The 15,552-nt window shown below is 45.7% G+C and carries 17 protein-coding genes; 9 read left to right on the top strand and 8 right to left on the bottom strand.

Annotated elements, in window-relative coordinates:
• Positions 1–117: 117 nt before the first annotated feature.
• Entirely contained in the window at positions 118–603 is a 486-nt protein-coding gene (locus PN462_RS10445) for an allophycocyanin subunit alpha-B (RefSeq protein WP_272128119.1), read from the top strand.
• 142 nt (positions 604–745) lie between these two features.
• A complete protein-coding gene (locus PN462_RS10440; RefSeq protein WP_272128117.1) occupies positions 746–1,297 on the top strand; it encodes a hypothetical protein in 552 nt (183 codons plus the stop codon).
• 239 nt (positions 1,298–1,536) lie between these two features.
• On the opposite strand, the gene PN462_RS10435 is transcribed toward PN462_RS10440, so the two are convergent.
• The 7 genes from PN462_RS10435 to PN462_RS10405 form a co-directional block, all read right to left on the bottom strand.
• A complete protein-coding gene (locus tag PN462_RS10435) occupies positions 1,537–2,331 on the bottom strand; it encodes a YdcF family protein (RefSeq protein WP_272128115.1) in 795 nt (264 codons plus the stop codon).
• 31 nt (positions 2,332–2,362) lie between these two features.
• The gene (locus PN462_RS10430) at positions 2,363–3,628 is read right to left on the bottom strand and encodes a glutamate-5-semialdehyde dehydrogenase (protein ID WP_443029141.1); all 1,266 of its coding nucleotides are present in this window, start codon (positions 3,626–3,628) and stop codon (positions 2,363–2,365) included.
• 5 nt (positions 3,629–3,633) lie between these two features.
• Positions 3,634–4,038, bottom strand: a complete 405-nt coding sequence (locus tag PN462_RS10425) for a hypothetical protein (protein ID WP_272128113.1) — start codon at positions 4,036–4,038, stop codon at positions 3,634–3,636.
• A gap of 178 nt (positions 4,039–4,216) precedes the next feature.
• A complete protein-coding gene (locus tag PN462_RS10420) occupies positions 4,217–5,812 on the bottom strand; it encodes a serine/threonine-protein kinase (protein ID WP_272128112.1) in 1,596 nt (531 codons plus the stop codon).
• Positions 5,813–6,233: 421 nt separating this feature from the next.
• Complete coding sequence (locus tag PN462_RS10415; RefSeq protein WP_272128111.1) at positions 6,234–7,121, bottom strand: DMT family transporter; 888 nt, start codon at positions 7,119–7,121, stop codon at positions 6,234–6,236.
• A 156-nt stretch (positions 7,122–7,277) separates the two neighbouring features.
• A complete protein-coding gene (gene psaJ, locus PN462_RS10410) occupies positions 7,278–7,397 on the bottom strand; it encodes a photosystem I reaction center subunit IX (protein ID WP_272128109.1) in 120 nt (39 codons plus the stop codon).
• Positions 7,398–7,486: 89 nt separating this feature from the next.
• Entirely contained in the window at positions 7,487–7,981 is a 495-nt protein-coding gene (locus tag PN462_RS10405; RefSeq protein ID WP_272128108.1) for a Photosystem I reaction center subunit III, read from the bottom strand.
• Between the two features lie 431 nt (positions 7,982–8,412).
• On the opposite strand from PN462_RS10405, the gene tsaD reads away from it, so the two are divergent.
• The 3 genes from tsaD to PN462_RS10390 are packed head-to-tail and all read left to right on the top strand — an operon-like array spanning position 8,413 to position 11,648.
• On the top strand, positions 8,413–9,450 hold the full coding sequence (gene tsaD, locus PN462_RS10400; protein ID WP_272128106.1) for a tRNA (adenosine(37)-N6)-threonylcarbamoyltransferase complex transferase subunit TsaD: 1,038 nt from the start codon (positions 8,413–8,415) through the stop codon (positions 9,448–9,450).
• 46 nt (positions 9,451–9,496) lie between these two features.
• Positions 9,497–10,864, top strand: coding sequence for a helix-hairpin-helix domain-containing protein (locus PN462_RS10395; protein ID WP_272128105.1), 1,368 nt, complete (start codon positions 9,497–9,499; stop codon positions 10,862–10,864).
• 4 nt (positions 10,865–10,868) lie between these two features.
• A complete protein-coding gene (locus PN462_RS10390) occupies positions 10,869–11,648 on the top strand; it encodes an ABC transporter permease (protein WP_272128104.1) in 780 nt (259 codons plus the stop codon).
• 28 nt (positions 11,649–11,676) lie between these two features.
• On the opposite strand, the gene PN462_RS10385 is transcribed toward PN462_RS10390, so the two are convergent.
• Positions 11,677–12,462 (bottom strand): hypothetical protein, encoded by a 786-nt coding sequence (locus tag PN462_RS10385; protein WP_272128103.1) that lies wholly within the window; start codon positions 12,460–12,462, stop codon positions 11,677–11,679.
• Between the two features lie 74 nt (positions 12,463–12,536).
• Here PN462_RS10385 and PN462_RS10380 point away from each other — a divergent pair, with 74 nt between their 5' ends.
• The 4 genes from PN462_RS10380 to lepB all read left to right on the top strand — a co-directional run.
• On the top strand, positions 12,537–13,064 hold the full coding sequence (locus PN462_RS10380) for a tetratricopeptide repeat protein (protein WP_272128102.1): 528 nt from the start codon (positions 12,537–12,539) through the stop codon (positions 13,062–13,064).
• Between the two features lie 83 nt (positions 13,065–13,147).
• Positions 13,148–13,741, top strand: a complete 594-nt coding sequence (locus tag PN462_RS10375; protein ID WP_443029140.1) for an RNA 2'-phosphotransferase — start codon at positions 13,148–13,150, stop codon at positions 13,739–13,741.
• Positions 13,742–13,780: 39 nt separating this feature from the next.
• Positions 13,781–14,986 carry an AAA family ATPase gene (locus PN462_RS10370; protein WP_272128100.1) on the top strand — a complete coding sequence of 402 codons (1,206 nt, stop codon included), beginning with the start codon at positions 13,781–13,783 and terminating at the stop codon, positions 14,984–14,986.
• 159 nt (positions 14,987–15,145) lie between these two features.
• Positions 15,146–15,552, top strand: a 407-nt coding sequence (gene lepB, locus PN462_RS10365; protein WP_272128098.1) for a signal peptidase I, incomplete at its 3' end; no start/stop codon positions are given.

The raw sequence follows: 15,552 nt of genomic DNA, 5'->3' as shown, positions 1-15,552 counted from the left end.
GGGGATAATCATTATAAACGGGGTGAGCCATTCAGCAAGCCCCCATTCTAAATCCACTTTCTTTGTGGCCCACCGAATCGGTAAACTAAGCAAAAGATAATTAATTTCTCAAATAGTATGAGCGTAGTTAGCCAAGTCATTCTCAAAGCTGATGATGAACTCCGTTATCCGAGTAGCGGAGAGTTAAAAAGCATCAACGAATTCCTGAAAACCGGAGAAATCCGGATGCGGATTGCTGAAACCTTAGCAGAAAACGAAGATAAAATCGTTGAGAAAGCCAGCAAAGAACTCTGGAAAAGACGGCCCGACTTCATTTCCCCCGGAGGAAACGCCTACGGACAACGGGAACGTAACCTCTGTTTACGGGACTACGGGTGGTATTTACGGTTAATTACCTACGGAGTCTTAGCCGGAGACAAAGGACCCATTGAACGCATTGGTTTAGTCGGTGTGCGGGAAATGTACAATGCTCTAGATGTTCCTGTGCCTGGCATGGTAGAAGCCATTCGCTGTCTCAAGGAAGCCTCTTTAGGCTTACTCTCGGCAGAGGAAGCCCAAGAAGCGGCTCCCTACTTCGACTATATTATCCAAGCCATGTCCTAAGTTTAACCCCAGTTTGAAATAGTTTAACCCCAGTTTGAGATTCTGAGGGGACGAGGATTGGAGTGTAATAGTGGGATACAATCAATACTGTTGCCCCCTTCCCCGTGAGTCGTCACCCAGACGGAAACACAACCCATAAGAAGTGACAAAACCGATTGTGTCTCTTTTTCACAAAGTTCCCATCCTCTCCCTCAGTATTTTATTTTTGATTTATAGTGTCTTTGGTTGGCTCATTTCCATTGCCACCCCAGAATGGTTAGAGTGTCTCTACCATTTAACCGGAGAACCCAGTGAGAATTCATGGCTCATGCTTCTCCTATCCCGTTGGATGCTCTGGACGTTAGCCGCTTGTTTAATTATTCTCTTAGCGTTAATCTTCACCGCACCGAGTAGTTTAATCCGCAGTCTATTTACCAGTTTAATTCAATCCGATTCTCGCGCTTTTCTCTCGGTCATTTTGTTAGCTTTTGCGGCAGTTGTATTCATTACGTGGATTCATCATTTTGTCCGTTTTGTTGTCTTATTAGCCGCCGGAGCATTAGCTCGTTTAGAGTTACAAGGGGCGGACTGTGGGGAATGGCAGTCTTTTGGCATCCTCTGTTTAGTGAGTTTAGGCGGTTTTGCGGTGGGCGTTTCTTTCCACGAATGGCTTGATCCTTCAGAGCCTTTTATGCAAATTGTTTTTTTAAATTAATTCAGTTTGTTGTTGGTTGTTTGTTGTTGGTTATTTGTTCTTTGTTGTTTGTTCTTTGTGACAAAAGGAACAGGGAACAGGGAATCGGGAATCGGGAATCGGGAATCGGGAATCGGGAATCGGGAATCGGGAATCGGGAATAAGATATTTTTGTTTTCCCCATCTCCCCTTTGTGTCCTTTGTGTCTTTGTGGTTCAACCGTCAACTATCAATGATCAACTATCAATGATCAACTATCCCTAAAGCCACCCTCGTAACCAATAAACCACAATCCCGATATATTCTTTCATCGCTTCTGTGGTGCTGGATAAAATTGCAACATCGGGAATTAAATTTAATAAAAAAGTCTTTAAACTGGGTTGGGGAGAGGCATCAAGGGAACGAGTGGTGAGGAAGTCAGTGGGGGCGGGGATGGCTTCAATGCCTTGCTTTTGAAAGATCATGTAAGAGCGGGGCATATGAAGGGCAGACGTGACTAAAATAATCCGCTTGAGGTTTTCTCGCTGTAAGATTTTCTTGCTATAAATAGCGTTTTGGTAAGTGTTGAGGGAGCGAGTTTCTTGTAAAATATCGGAGTCGGGGACATCGAGTAAATGTAACAGGGTGGCCATGTCTTCCGACTCTGGGGGAAGTTGTTTATATCCCCATTGAATGCGGCCTCCAGTGACAAGAATGACTGGGGCTTTGCCGTCGTGGTAGAGTTTGGCAGCGTAGAGGATGCGATCGCCTTTTTCGGTAATATCAATCATAGGCCGGGGATAGGTGGCGGGTTTAATACATCCCCCTAACACCACAATGGCATCCGCGTCGGGAATTTCTTGGGTGGGGACATAACGCCATTCCAAGGAGCGCACTAACAAGTCGCTGAGGCGTGGATGGGAGGCCACAACGAGGAGTAAAAATGCGATCGCAATTGGCACAGGAAACCAACGGGACTGTTTCCACGCCAACCCCAACGCCACTAACAACAAAATACAAGACAAACCCAACGGATACACAAACAGGGGAAGCAGTTTAGACAGAAATAAAAACATTCTCACTTCATCGTAAATCATTCAATTGTCCTTAATACCCAGTCCCCTGTACCACTTGCTTAATAGTGGTGAGACTCTCTAAACTAATTAACCCCCGTCGTTGTCCTTTTTGGTTGGATATCCCTAAAAAGACCGCATCCCCTCGCTTAGGATTGCGGGAAAACCGAGGCGAAAAATTAATATAAATCAAAGCACTATTAATCCCCTGGGCAAATTGGCGACTTTCCCCATAGGATTCCGTCACCAGACAATCGGCATGGCCACTACTATAGCGATTAATCCAACTAATCGCCTCACCAATATCCGCCACCACCTTAAACGCCACAATTTTCTTTAAATAGGCATTCCCCCACTCATTGTCCTTCGCTAACTTTAATTCATCGGGGAAATTCTCCACCAACTCCTGATCGCCTCGCAATTCAAAGCCCTTTTCCTTGAGACTGGTAAACAAACGGGGGAGAGAAGAATATTTAGAATTGCGATTAATTAACACCTTCTCAATGGCATTCACAGGATCAGGTTCACTGGCATGACTATCTATCAACATCCAACGTAATAAGTCCACATCCCCACTGGGAGAACAGTATAAATAACAATTACCAATGGCTGCCCGCAACACCGGAGTTGTGGAAAGTTGACTCACCTGTTGGACTAAACTATTGCGTCCGTAGGGAATAACTAAATTGAGATATTGATCTTGGGTGACTAAATTTTGAATCGAAATCCCCTGTTCAGCCGAAATCACTTCCACACTGCCAGGGGGTAGGCCACTATCTTCCACCGCATTCTGTAACACTTGAGCAATGATGCCGTTGGTGTGACTGGCATTGCCACTCCCCCGCAACACCACAGAATTCCCTGCCTTCCAACAAAACCCTGCCGCAATGGCCGCCAGTTCGGGAAATGCTTCATAAATAAAGGCGACTACTCCCAAGGGCATTAACTGACAATAGGTTTGGGAAGTCTCCATGGGGTAGGGGGCGTTTCGCATCTGTAAAATGGGGTCTGATTGTTCTCCCAGTTGTTCTAACAGTCGTGCTGCTTGTTGGATGCGTTCGGGAGTCAGTCGTAACCAGTCTTGGATAATACTGGGAATCGCCATATCTCGACTGGTTTCTAAGTCGAGGGTATTGGCTTCGAGAATATCAGATTGTGCGTCTTTTAGCCCTCGTGCGATCGCGCTTAACCCACGACTCCGTTCTTTGCCAATAGTTTGAGCCAGAATCAGAGACGCTTGATCAGCGCGTTGTACCAAGGGAACAACAGCAGAGGGAGACGTTTCAGGGTTTTGGGTCATCATTGCTAACGGCGATACGACAGCCAAAACAGGACAGCAGGAATTATAACCAACAGTATCACTAGAATGACAAATAGGAGTAGGGTGAAGCCAGTGGGCGATCGCACGGCCAGTAAAACCCCAATTAAGACTAACATCACCAAGGTGCTAAAAACCGGAAAATAGCTTTCACTGAAGCGAGACTGCAATAATACCCAACGATGTCCAGTCCAACGCCATGCTCGCTTATAGGGATAGACTGTAGAAAGTTGTTCAATGGACTGTCGATTGTCAGAGACGACAAAAATCTGTTGGCAGCGATCGCAACCAAAGGCATCTGTCAGCATAATCGGTTTCAGTGTCCCTTTACGCCGACAGGGACAGGGATACTCTTGCGTAAGATCAATCTTTTGCGCTTTCGGAGTCTGCACAAGCCTAGAGTCAGGAGATAGAGAAGAACACGAGCAAGCCAATTCACCCCGCTTTTCCACGAAAGCAAATGACTCCTCATCTAATCTATCTTATTGAATTCAGAGGGGGGTAGGACAAGAAATAATCCCCTGTTCTTCGCTAATCAGAAATCCGTTTGATTGGTATAAAATTCATTGATCACCACAAGCCTTTCCGGCCTTGGGGTAACACCGTGAACCAGTTAGTTTTAGCCAAGGATAACTGTTCCTCTTTCACCTTCGCCCCTTTTAAATTAGCCCCACAGAGATTGGCATTTTTTAAATTAGCCCGGGTTAAATTGGCATGACTCAAGTCAGCCCCACGTAAGTCCGCCCCCTCTAAGTCGGCCCCAGAAAGATAAGCCCGGCCTAAATTCGCATCCCGTAACACGGCCTCAGCCAAACTGGCCCGGCCAAAATCAGCCCCTTCTAAATTCGCCCCTTGTAAATTGGTGCGTCGTAGCTTGGACTGGTGAAAGATGCCCCCGGCCAACTGTGCTTCTTGTAAATTTAAGGTACTTAACACTTGTTGGGCAAAATCCCGTCTTCCCTTGCGATAGGAGTCTAAAACCGTTTTCGCATCTAAGCGAGAAACTTTCTTTTTCCCTGGCACAGGTCGTCCAGAGGTTTGCATTCCCCGGCCTGAATTGGGTAAACGGTTGGACATCCGGTTTAAACTGCCCCCAAGCCGTCCGGCTTTATGACCCTTATTGCGATCGCGCTTGGCCCGAATCGCCATAGCCAACCGTTGTGTTGCCGAAGACGGTTGAGAATCGGGGGGTTCTTCCGGTTCGGGTTCGGGCTCTGCATTGCCCCCCGTCGGCGCGATCATGCTTTGGGCAAGACTGTCCATATAAGGTTCCATATCCAAGGCATTGAGGACATCCCGTGCTGACTGGTAACGGTGACGGACCGAGACATCCAGCATTTTATAGAGGACTTTGGCGAAGTTTTCCGAAATATCCACCTCTTGCCGCCACATCATTTCCCCGGTTTTCTGGTTGTATTGCAGGTCTTTGGGGGATTTTGCGGTCATTAAATAAATACAAGTCACTCCCAAGGCATAAACATCACTGGCATAAACAGGACGCAGGGCCATTTGTTCGGGAGGGGCAAAGCCTGGAGTCCCGATGGCAAAGGAAGTCAAGGCAGTTTGATCGGAGGTATTGGCGGCGGCCTGAGGATTGACCTTATTTTTCACCGCCCCAAAGTCAATGAGAACCAACTTTTTATCCTGTTCTCGGCGAATTAAGTTGGCGGGTTTAATATCCCGGTGAATCACTTGTTGGGTGTGGATGTAGTCCAACATGGGCAAAATTTCTTGTAAAAATTGCCGCACTCCCGCTTCACTCAATGGCCCGTTTTGTTTGACTTCTTGTTGGAGGTTATGACCTTTTACATATTCTTGAACCAGATAAAAATCTTTGTTGTATTCAAAATAGTCGAGGAGACGGGGGACTTGGGGATGATTGCCGATTTTACCCAAGGTTTCCGCTTCCCGTTCAAATAGCTCTTTAGCCATCTGAAAAATTTGCGGGTCATTGGTTGAAGGCCGTAGTTGTTTAATGACACACAGGGGATTTCCTGGTAGCTGCATATCTTGCGCCAAAAAAGTTGTGCCGAAGCCACCACGGCCAAGAGACTTGACTCCGAGGTAGCGATCGCGCATCTTCAAAGGAGAACCACAAGCAGCACAGACCTCGAGATTATCGGGGTTTTTAGGTTTCTTACAGGAGGGATTGAGACAGTAACTCATTCAAGGCCACCGATGTAGCGTTATGCAAAGGGACATTTGCAAGATTGAACCCAATCTAACAAATTCTACGAAATCAATGAAACAAGTAGGAGAGGCTAGGGAGAAAATGTCTGAGCCTCACTACTTTCTAGGATATCTCACTTTCTTTCAATGTCCGGAGGCCAATGTACAGTTTTTCTCGAAATACACGATTTTCCACTTCCCTAGGAAAAGTGAGAGTAGCGGCGGAGGTACAGAGACTCCCCCAAGGCAATGAGAGAATGAGAGCCATCTGAAAGGCGGGTCTGACCAGTGTTTCCCTTGGGTCGTTTGCGCTCCGTTTCGGGTTTTCACGCTCTGGAATTTGAATTAGCACTTTTCCAGATTTCTTGATATTTTGTAATTTGTCTGAGCGCGAAAAAAGACTCACCTATTAACTCCACTAAACTGGAACACCGAATAGTAAACTAATGCCGATTAAGGCGAGGATAACGCCCAAAATGGCTCGAATACTGACGGTTTCACCAAGATAGAGGGCGAAAGGTAGCACAAATAGGGGACTGGTGGCTAAGAGGGTTTGGGCAATACCTGTGGGGGAGTGTTTAAAGGCAGTTTGTTGTAACCAAATGCCCAAATAAGTCCCGACGAAGGCCGCAAAGCCAATAGCCCACAATTGACGACGGGTACAGGTGAAGATGGGTTGCTCTCGATGAGTTGCCCATAACCAAAGACTGGCCAAAAGAGTCCCCCCTAGTAAGCGAAATAAGGTACTCCAGAGGGGGATAATGTCGGAGTTGACTAAGGCCGCACGGGAGAGGACGGCCCCGGTGGCTTGCCCAACTTCGGCGATAATGGCCCAGAGGAGTCCGAGTTTGAGGTTATTTTGGCCGGTGATGGGGTTGTGCGATCGCTCGCTGATCACCCAAGCGACTCCCAACAGGGTTAACACGATACCTAACCAAGCGAGGCCAGAGAGTTTTTCCCCTAAGACCAAAAACGCCAAAATCCCTGACAGGGGAGGGGCAAGGGTTTCTAATAATAACGCTCGTCGGGGGCCTAATTCCTTGAGACAGGCCAAATACGCCGTATCTCCCACCCCAATACTAATCGCCCCACTCGCCGCTAAAAAGCTAATCGGGAGAGGATCAAAGGGGGGAATGGGGGACTGGGTGGCGAGGATAGTCCCCCCTAATAAAACAATGGCAATGACTCCCTTGAGCCAATTTAAGACTAAGGCCGACAGGGTTACGCCCGCTTGGCCAAAAATAACCGCCGCCACAGTCCAGAGGAATGCCCCTGCAAGGGCGGCGATTTCTCCTTGAAATCCCACTTTAGCCGTGATTTAACGCGAAATAGACCACAAACAAAAAATAAAAAACCCGCAATCCTGAGCGGAACTGCGAGTTAGCAACAACACTCTTTTTCCTAGTTTATATGGGAATGCCAGAATTGTTGCGTTTTCTAAGAGAACTTCCCAAAGTTCCTCTTACTGCATGGGGTGAAAGAGGAGATCGGGGAAGAAACGGTTAAATTCGATTAAGAGTCCAGCCGTGAATACCAACAAAGCGGTAATTAAAAAAGGTGCGCTTGACAGAAAACGGTTCATTGTTTAGCTCTCCAATGTTGTGATGTGACTAATTGTGAAGCAGCGACGCTAACCTAAGAAGGTGCGACGCTGTGGAATAAAGCCCCCAGTTAGCGGGGAGAAATGGGAATTTCGGTTTCTTGGGCGGTTAATTCCCCAGAGAGGAATTCTTTCACCGCAGCCAAGGGCCAGAGGAAACCACCAACCATGAATTTAAAAGCCCGGGGAACATCGAGAATAATTTCTTTGTCTTCGGGGTTTTTCTCATCGCGGATGGAAATCAGGTAAGCCCGGCCAACCCAGCCGATCCAACCCGCAATGTACAGGAATAAAATGCTAGGAATGATGAAATCTCCCGCGTGGCTTAACCGTCCATCGACGATTAAGTGGGGTAATCCCTCTGGACCACAAAGGGCTTCAGAATAACGATCTGCCCGCTTTTCGCCAGATTGGGGATCGGCGGTGGTGTCCCGGAAGTTTTTCGCCCGTTGTTGATAGGCCGCAGACTCACTGCAAGGGACAAGTCCGTATTCATCAGCCGACGCTGTGGGGGCAAAGTTGAACCACAACGTAAAGACTAAGAGCAGAGCCAGTATTTTACGCATAAGTGAATGTTACCTTTTGTTACAAGTCAATCTCTGGATTTGGACAAATCAAGTTAGCGGGTCTAAAACTGCCAACTGATCTTTTATACAATAAGGGGTGTACAACTTATGAACAATCGCCTTTTGACAGATTTCTCCCACCCCCTAAAAATGATGTCGGAGCAAATCTCAAGGCGGGAATCTCAAGGCATTGGGAGAGTCTGGGTTTCTGTATGCCCTACAGTTCCCTTGAGCCGTTCTCCCCTATGGGGCAACCCAACGCGGATTACATGGTTTTGTCCATAAGTCTTACAATGATGCAATCTTACTCTGACAGGTCAATCCCGTAAAGAATAAGTTACAAAAAGTGAAAGCAAAGGGATGATTTTTGCCGGAAACGTGAAGAAATATTACAGTTTTTAAAGATTCTTTGAGAAACCTGAGACGGAAAAATGGCTATAATTTTAGCAGTTGAAACCAGTTGTGATGAAACCGCCGTTGCAATTGTAAAAAATCGTAACATTCTCAGTAATGTTGTCGCTTCACAAATCCCCATTCATCAACGTTATGGGGGGGTTGTGCCAGAAATTGCCTCTCGGCATCATTTAGAGGCAATTAATGTATGTGTGACTCAAGCGTTAGAGGAAGCCCAGTTAACTTGGGCGGAGATTGACGGTATTGCGGCGACTTGTACCCCTGGTTTAGTGGGGGCGTTGTTGGTGGGGACAACGGCGGCGAAAACCTTGGCGATGCTGTATGAGAAGCCGTTTTTGGGAGTCCATCACCTAGAGGGGCATATTTATGCCAGTTATCTTAGTAACCCAGAGTTAGAGCCGCCGTTTCTCTGTTTGTTGGTGTCTGGCGGACATACCAGTTTAATCCGGGTGGCCGGGTGTGGGGATTATACCCTGTTGGGCAGTACGCGGGATGATGCGGTGGGGGAGGCGTTTGATAAGGTGGCCCGCTTGTTAAAGTTGGGCTATCCTGGGGGGCCTGCCATTGACAAAATCGCCAAACAGGGCAACCCGAAAGCCTTTCCTTTACCGGAGGGGAGGGTGTCTCGGCCTGAGGGGGGGTATCATCCCTATGATTCTAGTTTTAGTGGCTTGAAAACGGCGGTTTTGCGGTTGGTGCAGCAGTTGGAAGGGGAGGGGGAGATTCCTGTGGCGGATATTGCGGCCAGTTTTCAGGCGACGGTGGCTCGTGCGCTGACCAAACGGACGGTACAATGTGCTTTAGATTATCAGTTACAGACGGTGGTTGTTGGGGGCGGTGTGGCGGCTAATAGTGCGTTACGGGAGCATTTAGCGGCGGCGGCCCAAGGCCATCCCTTTGAAGTCCATTTCCCACCGTTAAAGTTATGTACGGATAATGGGGCGATGATCGCTTGTGCGGCGGCGGAGCATTTTGAAAAGGGCGATCGCTCGTCTTTTTCTCTCGGTGTAGAATCCCGTATGGGGATTACTGAGGTGATGAATTTATATGGATAATAGATAATTAATTACAATTCCCTGTTCTCTTATTTATTAACAAACCATGGTTAAAATTACTCGTCGTAAATCTTTAGGCATTCAACCTGTTTATGATATTGGGGTGGCTCAAGATCATAACTTTTTACTGGAGAATGGGTTAATTGCCTCCAATTGCTTTAATAAATCTCACTCTACCGCTTACGCTTATGTGACGTATCAAACTGCCTATTTAAAAGCTAATTATCCCGTTGAATATATGGCCGCCTTATTGACGGGGAATAGTAGTAATAAAGATAAAGTTAGGAGTTATATTGCTAAATGCCAAGACATGGGGATTGAGGTTGAACCGCCGGATATTAATCGCTCTCAGATTGATTTTACCCCAGATGGGAGAAAAATTTTATTCGGTCTTTCGGCTGTTCCTAATTTAGGAGAGGGAGCAATTGAAAATATTTTACAGGCGAGAGAGTCTGGCCCCTTTGAATCTATTGCTGATGTGTGTAGTCGGGTGGATTTACGGACGATTAAAAAAAGCACCTTGGAAACGCTGATTATGTGTGGGGCGTTTGATCAGTTAAATGAAAATCGGAAACAGTCTTTAGAATATCTCGATGCGGTGGTGAGTTGGGCGCAAAAACGAGCGAAGGATCGAGATAGTGGCCAAATGAATATTTTTGAGGCCGGCTTGATGGGGGGTGCGGCAGAAACGGCGGTACAATCTAATAGGTTTGATACTGCTCCTGCAATGCCAGATGTGGTGGATTTTGAAACTCAGGAGAAGTTAAAGAAGGAAAAAGAGTTATTAGGATTTTATATTTCTGAGCATCCGTTGGATGTGGTTAAACCCGCTAAAAAAATTATTGCTTCGGTAAATTTATCTCAGTTGAGAGATTATGGGAAACGGAGTAAAGTGAGTGTTATTGCCATGTTGAATACGGTGCGGGAGATTACTACTAAAAAAGGCGATCGCATGGCTTTTGTTACCATAGAAGATTTAACTTGTCAAGTGGATGGAGTCGTTTTTCCCAGTGCGTTTGAACGTCTTGAACCCTATTTAATTGAAGATTCTCGCGTTATTTTATGGGGGAAACCAGAGCGTAAAGATGATGATACAGTGCAATTAATTGTCGAAGATATCGAACCCATTGAAACGGTACAGATGGTGATGGTGCAGTTGTCCTTAGAGGAGGCCAGTGATTCAACCCGGCAGAAGAATTTACGGGGGATTTTACAAGAACATTCAGGGGACAAAGAGAGTGCCAAAGTTCCTGTTGTGGCCGCTATTGGTTCGGGTATTCAAAAACGCTTTGTGCGCTTTAATTCTAATTATTGGGTACAAGACCAAGCGGCGGTTGTTAATGCGTTAAATCACGCTCATTATAAGGCTTCGGCTCAACATTTATTACCGCAAAATACGGGGAAAGTGAGTTAAGTCTATGGTGCGTTATTTGCAAGTTTTACGCTTATTCTGGGGGACGGCCATTGCTGCCGAGTTAGAATATCGACTCAATTTCTTGATTGCCGCGTTGAGTAGTCTGACGAATCTTTCGGGAAGTCTATTTGGTCTTTTTTTGTTTTACCGTACCGGGTATCAATTCCAAGATTGGAGTTGGGAGGAAGCGTTAACGGTGTTAGGGACTTTTACGTTATTACAAGGGTTTGCGGCTACGTTTTTAATTCCCAATCTCAATCGCATTGTGGAACAAGTGCAACAAGGGACTCTGGATTTTATTTTATTAAAACCCATTAGTAGTCAATTTTGGCTATCGGCGCGAACGCTTTCTCCGTGGGGGTTTCCGGATTTGGTGTTTGGGACGGTGATCATTACTTATGCGGGAAGTCGTCTCAATTTAGAGCTTTTAAATTATGGGTTGGCTTTAATTCCTTTATTGTTTGGGATTATTATTTTGTATAGTCTTTGGTTTATGATGGGAGCAACCAGTATTTGGTTTGTAAAAATTTATAATGTTACGGAGGTTTTACGGGGATTATTAGAAGCGGGACGGTTTCCTATGGTGGCGTATCCTGCGCTGTATCGGGTCTTTTTTACGTTTGTCATTCCGGTGGCTTTTTTAACGACTATTCCTGCTAAGGTTTTATTGGGAAGATCAGAGGGGTTTTGGGTATTGGGAGGCGGATTGGCGATTGGTTTGTTTCTTTGTTCTCGTCTTTTTTGGCGGTTCGCACTCCGGTTTTATACCAGTGCATCGAGTTAGTAATTATTTTAAATGCACAACAGCTATCTTATTCCTTTGGAAGTTGAATATTAACTTTGCCTTCTGGAGTTGTGGTAATTTTTCCGCCTAGTTTTTGAATCTCATTTAAAGCAATTTTTTGGGTTTGTTCATCTTTAACGGACTGTAAAACCATAACCCAAGCGGAAACTTGTGCAGATTTACTATTGGGATTTTTGGCAAGGAAATCGGCGGTATTTTGGGACATTTGGGCAACTCTTTGACTTTCTTCATCCTCATAGGTTTTCGCCCATTCTGCGGCTTTTTCAAAACTTTTTTTAGCTTCTTGATTGTCTCCTAAAAAGAGAATTTCATTGATGCCTTTGTGACGAAGGGCATAATAAGAATGACGGGGAACTTGGGGGGTGAGGTGTTGAATGCCTTGCTCCATGAGTTGGTTGGTTTGTTCAGGTTGGGCGGCGTAAATTGTGCCACTGGTGGATAAGAATTTATAGGCATCGAGGAAGCGCGGATCATTGTTTAAGATAATCTCGAAATAGTCGAGGGTTAAACCATATCCTGTGACCTGTCGGGCGGGTTGATCTCCGAAGTATTGGAGAAACTGTAACATTGCCCAGTCGGCTTTAAGATTTTTAAAGCCAAAGGTGGGAAATTGTTTGAGTAATTGGATGCGAAATTGTTGGAGTTGTTCGTCTCTTTTATAGGCTTGGGGGGAGGTTTCTTTAGGGTCTGTGATGCTGTTGAGACGGGGAATTTGTAGGGTGATGGCAACGGTGAAGGCAATGAGGAGTGTGAGGGTTGAGGCAACCCAAGATGGCAGTTTGGACAACAACATAGAACTTTGCGCGATCGCGTACAATAGAAATCTGGGTAACTTAACCCTAGTATAGTGTCACCCCCAAGGTGTTTATGGCGATTTCTCCTGTTCAACGAGTGCTAATTATTATTTCTGGTGCGGCCTTTCTGGGTTCGATGGGGTTTATGGGATTATCAATGATGGATAATCGTCCCTCTCCTAATACTGCTCAGAATACTGCGCAGAGGCAACCAACGGAAGCAACTGGAGATTTGGTGCAACAAGCGGAAGGGTATGAGTCGGTTTTAGAGCGAGAACCGGAAAATTTAAATGCGTTACAAGGGTTGATCAATGCGCGGTTACAGATGCAGCAATATGAAAAAGCGATCGCACCCCTAGAAACAATGAGCGAACTGCAACCGGAAAACCCCCAAGTGTGGCAAGCTCTCACCGCTGTCCATATTCAAAGCCAGGATTTTGAAGGTGCGATCGCTCCCATGGAAAAACTGATCGAACTGCAACCGGAAAACGAAGAACTCAAAGTCCAACTAGACAAATTAAAAGAAGTCGCAGAAAATCCCGAAATTCTCCAATCCCCTCCCCCCTCCCCCGCATCTACTCCCGATAATGAGGCCCAATAGTCTCCTCTACCCTCACCGATCTACCGAGAATTGTATTATACTATGCTACAATAAGCCTCTAGCCCTGCTGAGATGCTGCGATGCTGAGTGTGAAACGTCGGACTAAAATCAGCAAATACCTAAGTTATCATCTCCGTCACCACCCAGAAAAACTAGGATTAACCCTAGATCAGGGGGGGTGGGTTGACGTGGAAAACTTATTACAGGCCACCCAAAAACACCATTTCCCTCTAACTCGACAGGAGTTAACCCAAGTGGTGGCAGAAAATGAGAAACAACGCTTTTCCTTTGATCAAACCGGCCAGAGAATTCGAGCAAACCAAGGCCATAGTATCCCCATTGATTTACAACTCACTCCCACCCAACCCCCGGATATTCTCTACCACGGCACTAGCCAAAAATTTGTCCCCAAAATCCTGCAACAGGGACTCCGGAAAATGTCCCGTCATCATGTTCATTTATCCTCGGATCAAATAACTGCGAAAAAAGTTGGCCAACGTCACAGCAAACAACGTCACGGCAAACAACGTCACGGCAAACAACTTCACGGCAAACCCGCAATTTTCCAAATCAATGCTACCCAATTATACCATGATGGATTCCCCTTTTATTGTACAGAAAATCAGGTTTGGTTAGTCGATCATGTTCCTCCCCCCTATCTCACCTTACTCTCTTAACCCCCTTGAACTGAAATAGCTTCAACCTTGCCAAAATCTATGACTTTTAGCTTCCCCGGAAACGACAAAGAAAACCAAGAACGCAACCAACAAAACAAAGGTCTTTTAGGATCAGGATGGCGACCCTTAGAACGAGAATTAGATTGGGATTTCTTATTCCATTTAACCACCAATGATACTTTAAACTTTGCCCAAAAAACCTTAGATTTCGCCAGTGATGTGGCCGACGCATTAGGCCGCCAACATTACGCTTGGTGGGCTAATATTTTAAATATTTTTTCTGAACGGACTCAAGAACAATTTAATGAATATTGGGAATATTTAACCCCTGCCCCCCCTTTCCCAGACCAGCGACATGGGGAAATTATCACCGTAGAAACCCCCGTGAAACAAATGGTCAATCGGAACAGTATTCCCATTGATTATGTTCTCAACCGTTTACAAGAAATCACACTATTTAAAATCCTTGATCTGTTAGGAAAACCCGATCTAATTACCCAATATTACCTCGACCGTTATTTTTATTATCCGGTGGAACGGTTCTCAATTTGGCCTCGCTTAGAAGTAGTAGGAACAGTGTATGCGTATTGGTCAGAACCGGATATTTGGTTAGAAATTTATGCCTATGAACGGGGACGACGGTGTTATACTTTAATTGCGCAAAATATGACCCCTTTGGTAAACAAAGCGACTTATAATTTAGCGGTAATGTTAAGCGGATATCAGAGTCGCGTGGGACAAGTGCAAAGTCAATATCCCATCCGTTCTTTCCCCCAAGATATTCAAGATTTTACCGATGGAGTCCAGCAAGCAATTTTAAATCAAGACCAACTTGCGGTGTTAGTCCAAGGTCAACCGGGGACAGGAAAAACTGCTTGGACTCAAGCAGTGGCGAAAGAAATTTTAATGCCGTTGGGGTATGTTGTCTTTATTTTAGACCATGATGCGGTTGAGAATTTTGTCCCCCCCAGTTATTTAGAAAAGATTTGTATTATTATTAATGAAGCGGATAATTTAGCACAGGATCGGTCGAGTGCAATTGCCCAACAAAGTAGTAAAACCGAACATATTTTAGGATTGCTGGATGGGACGCTTTATCAAAGTGTGGTAGAGGAGTCTGAAGGGGATAAGAATAAGCAGTTAGTGGTGTTAATGACTTGTAATACAACGGAACGACTTGATCCGGCCATGTTGCGAAAAGGACGGGTTGATTTGACTTGTCAGTTTTTGCATAAGTTTGTTTGAATTCTTTATGAATATTGTTATGCTGTTGTGCATTTAAATTGGTATGTGATAGGAGGGAATAGGGAAAGGGATTAGAGTATGTTTTGCTCGCTTGAAGAAACCCAGTTTAAACTCGTACAGTAAAATAAATCAAGCAACCATCTGTTTTGGGAGTTCTGAATGACCACAGAAAATCAAGATATTGGCCAAGAGAAATTGCCAGCCCAACCGCAAAAGGCGCGATCGCAACTTTTAGAAAACCTGCAAACCATCTCCATTTCCCTATTCCTCGTCCTCATCATTCGGGTTTTTATCGCCGAACCCCGCTACATCCCCTCAGACTCCATGTATCCTACCCTAGAAACAGGCGATCGCGTCGTCATCGAAAAACTCTCCTACCACCTCCACCCCCCCCAACTCGGCGATATCATCGTCTTCACCCCCCCACCCCAACTCCAAGAACAAGGATACCCTAGGGATCAAGCCTTTATTAAGCGCGTCATCGGCACTCCCAACGACGTAATCGAAGTACGAGGAAACCGCGTTTATCTCAACAACCGGGGGGGGGGGGGGGGGGGGGGGGGGGG

Source organism: Spirulina sp. CS-785/01 (assembly GCF_028330525.1).
Taxonomy (GTDB): domain Bacteria; phylum Cyanobacteriota; class Cyanobacteriia; order Cyanobacteriales; family Spirulinaceae; genus JAQMSD01.
Note: the sequence above shows the minus strand (reverse complement) of the source record. Positions and strands in the feature narration are given on the sequence as shown.